The organism is Ectopseudomonas oleovorans, assembly GCF_029845265.1.
GTDB classification, from domain to species: Bacteria; Pseudomonadota; Gammaproteobacteria; order Pseudomonadales; family Pseudomonadaceae; genus Aquipseudomonas; species Aquipseudomonas oleovorans.
In genome coordinates this window covers 66,219-77,355 of the sequence record NZ_JAOCLK010000019.1, presented here as the reverse complement: position 1 = coordinate 77,355, position 11,137 = coordinate 66,219, and the positions used below count along the sequence as shown (strand labels likewise).

The window sequence follows — 11,137 nt, the reverse complement described above, 5'->3', positions numbered from 1 at the left end:
CCTGTGGTTCCTGATAGCCCTTGGGCTTGTGTCTGCGCAGGTCGGTTGGCGTAGCTATTGGTCGCGCATTTTTTTGCGCAACTCGCTCACCTGCGACTTACGTCACATAACACCTCGGTTTAGACTGCGCCGTTGCTGTGGAACTGACTCATCCATCAGCTTTTGGGTGGATGTGGGGACATGGGATTCGGGCATCCTCCGTTCGTCATTCGCCCAGAGGCTCGCATGACCGCTTCAGTTGATTGTGTGGAAGTCCTGATTGCCGAGGCGGATCCCTGGACGGCCAACCTGTTGCAGCAGCTGGTACTCGACGTGTGTGGCGATGCCCGTGTACTGCAGGTCAGCGATGGTCAGGCAGCTCTGGCGCGTTGCAAGCGGCGCTTGCCCGATCTGGTGATCGCCGATGGCGAGCTGCCGGGGCTCGACGGCCTGGAGCTGCTGCGCCAGTTGCGCCGTCACCCGCGTACACCGGCGCTGCCGTTCGTGCTCATCAGTGGTCGCCTTGATGCCAGCAGCGTGCGCGCCGCGCGGCCGCTGGCGCCCAGTGCCTATCTGGCCAAGCCCTTCAATGCCGAGAGTCTGCGTCAGCGTCTGCGCACATTGTTGCCCGCGCCTGCGGCCGCGGTGGCGGTGCGTCAGCCGCTGTTGCTCAGCGAGCTGCGTGACTATCTCGATACGGTGCGCGAAGAGGGGCAGGGCGCGCCGCTGCTCAGCGATGTACGCAATGCCGTGAGTCAGGGGCTGCAGGCCGGCGAGCAGGACCTAGGCGAGCTGGAGGCGGTGTTCGGCAGCGACCCGCAGATCACCGCGCTGCTGATTGCCGCAGCCAGCACCGCCGCGCAGCATCAGGGTGTGCCTTGTCATACCCTGACCCAGGCGCTGCAGCGCCTGGGTGTGGCGCGCACGCTGAATCTGGTGCTGGGCCTGGCGCTGCAGCGTAATGCTCAGTTGCGTGACCCACGCCTGGCAGAATTGGCTACGCATACCTGGCAGCAGGCGCGACGCAGCGCCGAGCTGGCGCGTTGGCTGGCGCTCGAACTGAAGCTGGACGCCGAGCTCTGTTACACCGCCGGTCTGCTGCACAATCTGGGCGAACTGGCCCTGCTGCGCAGCCTGCAGGACTGGCTGGAAGCGGGTGGTGAGCTGAGCAATGAGCAGATCGACGATGCGATGCTGCGCCGCTCGGCGAGCTTCGGTTCGGCCCTACGTATCCGCTGGCGATTGCCGTTCGGCCTGCGAGAACTGATCGCAGCGCTCTATGGTCTGGGCAGCGGCGTGTTCTCGCGCGAGGCGCTGGTGCTCAACCTCACCGGTCTGTTGCTGGCCCTGCCGAACAACGAGCAGCCAGCCAGCCTGGTCGAAGCGCGCTGCGTGCGCATGTTGCGCTTGGACACGGCGCTGCTCAAGCGCCTGCCGGTGGCGCTCTATCAGGCTTCCTGAGTGTCGTGGCGACGCGCGTCGTCGGCCAGTTGCCGCAAGGGCTGCGGGCGGCCAACGAAGTAGCCTTGGGCGTAGTCGATGCCGAGGCGGCGCAGGCAGTCCAGGCTGGCCTGGGTCTCGACGAATTCGGCGACGGTGAGCAGGCCCAATTGCCCGGCAATCTGTCGCATCGAGCCGACCATGGCCTGGTTGATCGGGTCGTTCTCGATGCCACTGATGAAGCTGCCGTCGATCTTGAGAATATCCAGCGGCAAGTGACGCAGATAAGCGTAGGAGGCGAAGCCGCTGCCAAAGTCATCCAGGGCGACTTTCAGCCCCTTGCTGCGTAGCTCCTCGATCCACTGCGCAGAGACGCCTAGCTCACCCAGAGCGACCATTTCGGTCACTTCGATGCAGAATTTTCCGGGCGGTAGGCCGTGCTGCTGCAGCTCATTCTGCAGCAAACGGTGGAAGTCGGAATCGAGCAGAGAGTTGGCGCTGAGGTTGACGTTGACCTGAGCCAGTTGCGCCAGGTGCCGCGGGTTGGCGGCCAGCCAGGCGCACAGATACTGGACGACCCAGCGGTCGATGGCGCCGAGAAAGTCATAACGCGCCGCTGCATCGAGAAATTGTGCCGGGCTGATCCACTCGCCGCTCTGCGGATCGCGGTAGCGCAGCAGCACTTCGTAGTGCAGGCCGGCGGTGGCACTCTGCAGCGCTTGTACGGGTTGGAAGAACAGCTCGAAATGACCGCGTTCGCAGGCCTCGCGCAGGCGGGTAATCCATTGCAGTTGGCGTTGATGTTCGAGCAGCGCGCCGTCTTCCGGGTTGAACTGGCACACGCGGTTGCGGCCCTGGTGCTTGGCCAGTTGGCTGGCGCTGCTGGCCCAGGTCAGTGCGGTCTCCCAGTCGCGCACGCCAGAGCCAAGGGCGAGCAGGCCGATGCTGGTGTGGAGACGGAAGGGGCGCCCCTGCCAGGTGAAAACGAACTGCTCGACGGCGCGGCGCAACTGCTCGGCCTGGCTCAGCGCAGCTTCGTCATCGACTTCACGAAGGAGAATGGCGAACTCGTCACCGCCGACGCGGGCCAGCTCGGCATGTCGCGGCAACTGGTGCGCGAGCTGGGTTGCCAATTGCCTGAGCAACTGGTCACCGGCGGAATGACCACAGAGGTCGTTGACCTGCTTGAAGCGATCCAGCCCCAGTAACAGCAGGTGGCTGAAGCGCCGTTTGGCTGCGCCGCTGAGCGTTTCCGAGAGCAGTCTTTCCAGCTCGCGGCGGTTGAGCAGGCCGGTCAGGGCGTCGTGGGCGGCGAGCTGTTGCAGGCGTTCTTCCAGTGCGCGGCGCTCGCTGAGGTCGACCACTATGCCTTCGATGAATTCCTGATGCGGACGCAGGTGCAGCGACAGGTAGACCCAGCGTGGCCGCTGTTCGAGGTCGTACAGCTGGCACTCGCAGCTGACTGCGCCAGCCTGCACGTCGAGTTGCAACAGCAGCCAGCGCCACTGGGTTTCGCCCACCAGACTCTGCAGTGACAGCTGGCTGAGATCGTCCGGCAGGGTCTCGCTACCGAGCAGACGCGCCAGGCTCGGGTTGGCGTCCAGCAGTTGGCCGTCGCGATGGCAGCGGAAGATGCCTTCGCCGCTGTGGCGAAACAGCGCCTGGTATTGCTCCAGATTATCGATGGCCTGCGCCTGGCTGCTCAGCAGCACGCGGCGTACGCGTTCCAGCTGCTTGTCGAGCAGGGCGCCGAACAGCAGCATGCTCAGCGCCGGCAGGTAGGCATACAGCGCATAGAAGCCAGCAGGTAGCGGAATCAGCCCGGCGCGGCTCAGCGGCACCAGCAGCATCAGCACCAGCGCAGCACTCCAGCACAGCAGATAGCCCGGTGCATAAGGGCGGCGCTGATAGACGCCGAGGATCATCAGCAGCAACTGATACAGCCCGGTGGCCAGCGTCAGCAGGTTGAGGGTCTGGTAGGCGTGGGGATGGTCGATGAAGACGCCGCCGATGCAGACCAGCAAGGTGGCACCGAACAGGGCATCGCGCAGCCAGCGCAGACGTCCCAGCTGCAGGCCCAGGGCGCTGGCGATGAACAGCGAGCTGAAGATCATCATCCCGGCGGTGGGTAGATTGATCAGCAATTTGGGCAGCAGCGTCCACTGCGGCCAGAGCAGGCCGGCAATGTTGTACAGGCTGGTGTTGTACAGCGCTACGCACAACGAGGTGAGGCTGAGGTAGGCCAGCTGCGCCTCGCGCAGGGTGCTGAACTTGACCAGATAGAACAGTGCCAGCGCCAGCAGGGCGCCGATCAGCAGGCCGCTCTGTAGCCAGCTGTAGGCGATCAGTTGTTGGCCCTGTTCGGCGCCGACCACCTGCAGCGGCAGGTTGATCGCCGAATGACTCTGCACGCGCAGCAGCAGGCTGTGCGGGCCATCGCCCAAGCGCGGCAGGTTGAGCAGAAACTGTGGATAGGGCTCGCCACGTTCGGCGAATGGACGTTTTGCGCCGCTGTACAGCGGGCCGAGCGACTGCTCGCCATCGAACAGCCAGACCTCCAGATCATCGAGGAAGGTCTGGCCGATGATCAGTTGCAGGCGTTCGGCTGGCGGTGTCTGCAATTGCACGGCGATCCACCAGGCGCTGCGTGTATAGCCGATGCGGGCGGTACCCTGAACCTGGCGGCCCTCTTGCGCGATGCGCTGCAGTACCTCGCTGGCGCTCAGCTGGCCGCTGGGGTCTTCCAGCAGCAGGCTGTGCTCGATGCTCACCGGCGTGGCCAGATCGGCAGCGCTGAGCTTGAGCAGCGGCAACGCACTGGTCGCCCAGGCCGGCACGACGCAGGCCAGGCAAAGCAGCAAGATCAGTGAGCGAAGCGGTCGAAGCATCCTGGGCGCCTCATGGCTACTACGAGGGCGCCGAAGTCCGGTGGACGCTGTCAGGTCTGAGGAGCGGTCGCGCGCAGAGCCATTCTAGCCGACTACTGGCGCGATGATTGCGCTGCGAGTCTCATCCGTCTGGATCGCGCGACGAATGACGACTTACAGCACGTCACAAGTTTCTTGCGGTCAACGGTTGCGGTTACGCAGGTGTAACGACACTCTCTTTGCCCGAGTGTGACTTTGCTGAGTCGTGGCAGGCGTCAGAGTCCGCAGAATGGTCTGCCCTGCTGCACGAGCATGAATTGGACTATCGAGCTTTCAAACGCTGTGCCGGCCAAGTGCCGAGCCAGTTCCGCGACGGATGCAATTAACGCATGACCCAGTACGATCTGATTCTGGCCGGGGCCGGCCATGCCCACCTTGGCGTGTTGCGCCGCTGGGCGCTGGTGGAGCGTCCGCCAGGCCGCATTGGTTTGCTCAGCCCTGGCCCGGAAGCCTGGTACGCCGGTATGTTGCCGGGGCTGATCAGCGGCCGTTTCAGCCCGGCAGACTGCCGCGTGGAGCTGCAGCCGCTGTGCCGGGCGGCCAAGGTCGAGCTGATCGAGGGCGAGATCGCGTCGCTCGATGCCGATGCGCGCATCCTGCAGCTCGCAGACGGCCGAAGCCTGCAGAGTGAGTGGCTGTCGCTCAACGTCGGTGCCGGTATGGCCATTCCACCGCAGCAGGGCGAAGGGATGCAGGTGTTGGCCGCCAGGCCCATCGAGCGGATGCTCGAAGGCTGGCAGCAATGGCAGGCCGAGCCACGGCGCATGGCGATTCTCGGTGGCGGGGCTGGTGGTGTGGAGCTGGCCCTGGCGCTGGCCGGCAAGGTACCGGCGCTGGCGCTGTTCTGCGGCGGAACCCTGCTCGACGGGCTGGGGCCGGGGCTGCGGCTGCGCGCACTGGGGCATCTGCGTCAGCGCGGCGTGCAGGTGCGCGAGCATTGCCCGATCGGCCGAATCGAGGATGACTGGCTGCTCAGTGGTGACGAGCCGGTATGGCGCGGGCGGCGCCTGCTACTGGCTAGCGGTGCGCGTCCCTGGCCGTGGCTGACGGCGAGCCAACTGGCCAGCGACGCAGCCGGATTCATCGCCATTCGTCCGACCCTGCAGTGCGAGTCCCATGCGCAAATCTTTGCCGTCGGCGATTGCGCCAGCCTCGACGGCATGCGCCGTAGTGGGCGTTTCGCAGTGCGTCAGGCGCCAGTACTCAGCGCCAATCTGCAGGCCGCGCTGCAGGGGCGCCCGCTGCGCCAGTATCGGGCGCAATGGCAGAGCCTGGCCCTGCTCGCCACCGGCGATGGCGGGGCGCTGCTCGGTTGGCACGACTGGAGCGCCGGCGGGCAGTTGTACGGGCATTGCAAGGACTGGCTGGACCGGCGCTTCGTCAAGCGCCATCGCATGGTGGGGTAGCAGGCCTGAAAACCCGGGCTACGGCTGCACGGATGCAGGAGGCCAGAGCCGAGGTGGTTTTTCAACAGCCTGCTAATGCCACTGAGTTAAGTGTCGATACAGCGAGTGTGTAGGTGCTGCGCCCTGTGCGGATTTTCTGCGAAAGGCAGCTATGGAAGCCTTGTTGAGCCTGATGGGGCACTGCCTAAATTCATGGCAGCTTGCTACCAAAGTTTTATGGTGCTGGCGCGTCCAAGCTGCTCGAATCCCGGTCATCGTGCCCGGCCTGCACACGCTTATTTTTCGTCGGGCCTGTCGTACACGTAGCCTGCTGCCCAGGTTGCGTGGGATATTCAAGGAGAGAACCCGCCGTGACCCCGTCCGTCTACAGCGCCTCGCCGCGCGCCAGAACAAGAACTCTGAGGTCGGTCATGCAAGCTGCCTTTGTCCGTTCACCGATCGCTTTCGTATTGCATGCCGTTGGCCTTGCCGGGCTGATGCTCGTCTACCAGCAGATGCAGTTGCCGCTCTACGTGAGCGTGCCGTCCTATCTGTTGCTGGCGTTATGGCCCTGGCTGGGACCATGGCAGCGTCGCGACGACAGTTCGCCCGCCGCGCAGCAAGTCGCCAGCACTGACTTCGTCGAGCTCAGCCGCGGGCTGTCGCGTCACACCTGCCACAACGCGCTGTCCGCAGCCAAGGTGGCCCATGCGGTCAAGCATCTGGCCGCTCGCCTGCAATCGCAGCTGACGGCGGTGCAGCAGGTCAGCCAGGCTGCTGAGGCCATCACCCACACCGAGCAGGACAGCGCCGCTCGTGCCGAGCAGACCCTGGCCGCGGCCCGCCATGTGCGTGATGCCAGCGCCAACGGTCAGGCCGAACTCAATCAGGCCATCGAACGCATGCAGCAGCTCAGCGCCCAGACCCTGGCCAGTCGCGAGCTGATCGATGGCCTCGGTAGCCGTACCGAACAGATCGAGCAGGTCACCCAGGTGATCCAGTCCATCGCCAGCCAGACCAATCTGCTGGCGCTCAACGCGGCCATCGAGGCTGCCCGCGCCGGCGAGATGGGCCGCGGTTTTGCCGTGGTCGCCGACGAGGTGCGCAACCTTGCCGCGCGTACCGCCAGTGCCACCGAGGAAGTCAGCCAGATGGTCGCCGACATCCGCCAGCAGAGCGCGGCGGTGGTCGCTCATATCCAGCGCCAGAGTGTCGAGCTGGAACAGGCCGCGCAGCAGATCGAGACGGCCGGCAGCCACCTGCACGGCATCGCCGACCAGGCCGAGGAAGTCGAGCAGCAGGTGGCGCAGATCAGCGCCGGCACGGCGGACAACCACCAGCGCCTGGCCAGCCTCTCGGCTGCCGCCCTGCAATTGCAGGACGATGTGCAAGGTAGCGAAGGGCAGACGCGGCAACTGGCAGACGCAGCCGAACAACTGGTGGGCCAGGCCGAGACGGTTAGCGAGCAGCTCGCCGAAGTGGGTCTGGATGATTACCACCAGCGTGCCTATGACCTGGCCCGTGAAGGTGCCGCTGCCATCGCGGCCCAGTTCGAGCAGGACCTGCAGGCCGGTCGCATCGGCCTCGACGATCTGTTCGACCGTCGCTACCAACCAATCGCCGGCACCCAACCGCAGAAGTACCGCACCCGCTTTGACCAGTACGCCGACCAGGTGTTGCCGGCGTTGCAGGAGCCCTTGCTCAAGCGCCATGAAGGGCTGGTGTTCGCCATTTCCACCACCCCGGAAGGCTACGTGCCGACCCATAACGCTGCGTTCAACCACCCGCCCAGCGGCGACCCGGCCGTCGATGCCACCCGCAGCCGCGGTAAGCGCCTGTTCAATGACCGCACCGGCATTCGTTGCGGCAGCCACAGGCAGGCGCTGCTGCTGCAGACCTACATGCGCGATACCGGCGAGCTGATGCATGACCTGTCGGTGCCAATCATGGTGCAGGGCAAGCATTGGGGTGGTTTGCGCCTGGGCTATCGGCCGGAGCCGTAGGATGCGTTGTGCGCACTGCTGTCTGTCGTGTGGGTAATGGTGCGCACGGCGCACCCTACGGGGCGGTTTCGGTTAGTCGGTGGATTGTTTAGTCGGCGTACAACCAAACGTATGAAAAACCCGATTTAACGCACCTCAAGCCCTGTGCGACGCTGCCAAGCCATGATCTCCCTGGCCTGCCAAGTCCATGTTCCGCTGTACCGCGCTCCCGCGCGGCGGCGCTTGTTGGAGCGGTTAAACCCGCTGCTGACGATCATTCTCGCCTTCTGGGCGCTGTGGCATTGCCGCCACGCTCGCCCGCCGGACGCCGTTACCGCCCGCTGAATACCGATGGCTGCGCCATGCCCGCAGCCGCTGCTATCACCTTGTCTGCCTGTGCAACCTGTTCACGAATCGAACGGGCCGTGCGGACACCGAGCGCCCAACTGGCGCAAGCGAGCGCAACATGACGACTTTCGCCACCGTGCAGGAAGCTCAGGACTTCCTGACGAACAATCCCGATATCGAGCTGATCGAGCTATTCATTCTCGACGCCAATGGCGTGCCGCGCGGCAAGCTGCTGCACCGCGAGGAACTGCTGGCGCTGTACCAGAGCGGCCGGCCGCTGCCGAGCACCATGCTCGGCCTGTCCATCCAGGGCGAGGATGTCGAGGACTCCGGCCTGGTCTGGGAGGTGGGCGATATCGATTGCCGCGCCTATCCGCTGCCCGGCAGCCTGGTGCGCCTGCCCTGGCGGCAGATGCCCACCGCCGCCGTGCAGGTGTCAATGCACCCGACCGAAGGCCTGCCGGCCACGCCGGCCGATCCGCGCCAGCTGCTGATCCGCGTGATCGAGCAGCTCGAAGCCGAGGGCTATTACCCGGTGATGGCCTGCGAGCTGGAGTTCTACCTGCTCGACCAGAAACGTGATGCCGAGGGTCGCCCACAGCCAGCGTTGGACGCCGATGGCGGCCGCCCGCGGCAGACCCAGGTCTACGGCCTGCGCGAACTGGAGCAGATCGAACCCTTCCTGCGTGATCTCTACGCCGCCTGCAAGGCGCAGGGCATTCCGGCGCGTACGGCGATTTCCGAGTACGCCCCCGGCCAGGTGGAGATCACCCTGGAGCACGGCCCGGTGCTGGCGGCGATGGATCAGGCGGTACGCTACAAACGCCTGGTCAAGGGCGTGGCGCACCGCCACGGCATGCAGGCCTGCTTCATGGCCAAGCCGTTCGACCATCTGGCCGGCACCGGCATGCATATGCATGTGAGCCTGGCCGACGCGCAGGGCAACAACCTGTTCGCCAGCGAGGATCCGGCAGGTACGCCGCTGCTGCGCGAGTCAGTGGGCGGCATGCTAGCCAGCCTGCTCGACTCGCTGCTGCTGTTCTGCCCCAACGCCAACTCCTACCGACGTTTCCAGGCCAACAGCTATGCGCCGCTGGCGCCAACCTGGGGTGTGGATAACCGTACCGTCAGCCTGCGCGTGCCGGGCGGGCCCGCCAATACCCGGCATGTCGAGCATCGTATCTGTGGCGCCGATGCCAACCCTTATCTGGCGGCGGCGGCGATCCTCGCCGGGATTCACCGTGGCATTCGTGACCACCTCAATCCCGGTGCGCCGATCGAAGGTAACGGTTATGCCCAGGCCACGGAGTACCTGCCGACCCAGTGGTCGGCGGCGATCCAGGCGCTGGAGCAGTCCGAGTGGGCACGCGAAGCTTTCGGCGCGGAATTTCTCAAGGTGTATGTGGCCGTCAAGCGCGCCGAGTATCGCCAGTTCATGGGCGAGGTTGGCGAGCAGGATTGGCGTTGGTATCTGAGCAACGCTTGAGGGCATGAATTGAAAAGCTCGCGGCTAAAGCGGAGTGCCGCCCAGCCGTTCCTACGAAGCGTGCACCCCCTGTAGGAGCGGCTTCAGCCGCGAATTCTCCGGATTTACTGGTGCGTACTGCCTAGGCGGCCCCGCGACACCCAACGGCGGTGCCGCCGCTACAAGGATTCTGCAATGAACACGATCAAGCAACCCGTCAAACCCGCCGCCGAGCGCGCGCCGTCCTACTACTCGGCCTCGCTCAACTTCGAGAGCGACTACCCGACGCTGCAAGGCAGCGTGACCGTGGACGTGGCCATCATCGGCGGCGGTTTCACCGGCATCGCCACGGCGGTGGAGCTGGCCGAGCGCGGCCTCAAGGTCGCCGTGGTGGAAACCAACAAGGTCGGCTGGGGCGCCAGCGGGCGCAACGGCGGCCAGGTCACTGGCAGCCTCTCCGGCGACGAGGCCATGCGCAAGCAGATGCGCAACACCCTCGGCGACGAGGTGGACGACTTCATTTGGCACCTGCGCTGGCGCGGCCACGAAATCATCAAGAACCGCGTGGCCAAGTACGGCATCGACTGCGACCTCAAGCACGGCCATCTGCATACGGCGATGAAAGCCAGCCACATGGACGAGCTCAGGGCGACCTTTGAGGAAGCGCTGCGCCGTGGCATGGGCGACGACGTGACGCTACTCGACGCCGCTGGTGTGCGTGCGCAACTGGGCAGCGAGCTGTACTGCGGCGCGCTGAAGAACACCCGCAACATGCACCTGCACCCGCTCAACCTGTGCCTCGGTGAGGCCAAGGCCGCCGAGAGCCTGGGCGCGCTGATCTTCGAGCATTCCGAGGTGCTGGATATCGTCCACGGCCCGCGCCCGGCGGTGGTCACCACGGGCGGACGGATCGAGGCCAAACAGGTGCTGCTGGCCGGCGATGTCTACCACAAGCTGGAGCGGCGCAAGCTCAAGGGCATGATCTTCCCGGCCATGGGTGGCATCGTCACCACCGCGCCGCTGGGCGCCGAGCTGATCGAGGCGATCAACCCCTTTGATCTCGCGGTATACGACTGCCGCTTTGTGCTCGACTACTACCGCCTCACTGGCGATGGCCGCCTGCTGTTCGGCGGCGGCGCCAACTACTCCGGACGCGACTCACGCGACATCGCCGGCGAGCTGCGCCCGTGCATCGAGCGCACCTTCCCGCAGCTCAAGGGCGTGCAGATCGACTTCCAGTGGAGCTGCGCCATGGGCATCGTGATGAACCGCATCCCGCAACTGGGCAAGCTGTCGAGCAATGTCTGGTACTGCCAGGGCTACTCCGGCCACGGCGTGGCGACCACCCACATCATGGGCGAGATCATGGCCAAGGCGATCACCGGCGACCTGGAGCAGTACGACACCTTCGCCGCCTGCAAACACATCAAGGTGCCGCTGGGTGACCAGCTCGGCAACCCGATGCTGGCGGCGGGCATGTGGTACTACCAGATGCTGGAGAAGCTACGCTGAGTGCCACAAGCCCTCAGCTGTGATGGGTCGTTTTCCTTAGGGCTGGGCGAAAGGTCGTCGAACTGATTGCTCGGGGCCGCGCGCGAGCCCGTTTTCAAC

The 11,137-nt window shown here is 65.2% G+C and carries 6 protein-coding genes; 5 read left to right on the top strand and 1 reads right to left on the bottom strand.

The window, feature by feature from the left end; genetic code table 11:
- The first annotated feature begins 225 nt into the window (after window positions 1–225).
- Window positions 226–1,440 carry an HDOD domain-containing protein gene (locus N5J71_RS12025; protein WP_279916920.1) on the top strand — a complete coding sequence of 405 codons (1,215 nt, stop codon included), beginning with the start codon at window positions 226–228 and terminating at the stop codon, window positions 1,438–1,440.
- Here N5J71_RS12025 and N5J71_RS12020 read toward each other — a convergent pair.
- Window positions 1,428–4,307, bottom strand: coding sequence for an EAL domain-containing protein (locus tag N5J71_RS12020; RefSeq protein ID WP_279916919.1), 2,880 nt, complete (start codon window positions 4,305–4,307; stop codon window positions 1,428–1,430). The two genes, N5J71_RS12025 and N5J71_RS12020, sit on opposite strands and share 13 nt — an antisense overlap.
- 368 nt (window positions 4,308–4,675) lie before the next feature.
- On the opposite strand from N5J71_RS12020, the gene N5J71_RS12015 reads away from it, so the two are divergent.
- The 4 genes from N5J71_RS12015 to N5J71_RS12000 all read left to right on the top strand — a co-directional run bounded on the left by N5J71_RS12015 (window position 4,676) and on the right by N5J71_RS12000 (window position 11,038).
- Window positions 4,676–5,752 (top strand): FAD-dependent oxidoreductase, encoded by a 1,077-nt coding sequence (locus N5J71_RS12015; protein WP_084340825.1) that lies wholly within the window; start codon window positions 4,676–4,678, stop codon window positions 5,750–5,752.
- Window positions 5,753–6,162: 410 nt separating this feature from the next.
- On the top strand, window positions 6,163–7,734 hold the full coding sequence (locus N5J71_RS12010; RefSeq protein WP_279916918.1) for a methyl-accepting chemotaxis protein: 1,572 nt from the start codon (window positions 6,163–6,165) through the stop codon (window positions 7,732–7,734).
- Window positions 7,735–8,179: 445 nt separating this feature from the next.
- Window positions 8,180–9,547 carry a glutamine synthetase family protein gene (locus N5J71_RS12005; RefSeq protein ID WP_206407557.1) on the top strand — a complete coding sequence of 456 codons (1,368 nt, stop codon included), beginning with the start codon at window positions 8,180–8,182 and terminating at the stop codon, window positions 9,545–9,547.
- Window positions 9,548–9,721: 174 nt separating this feature from the next.
- A complete protein-coding gene (locus N5J71_RS12000) occupies window positions 9,722–11,038 on the top strand; it encodes an NAD(P)/FAD-dependent oxidoreductase (RefSeq protein WP_279916917.1) in 1,317 nt (438 codons plus the stop codon).
- The last annotated feature ends 99 nt before the right edge of the window (window positions 11,039–11,137 follow it).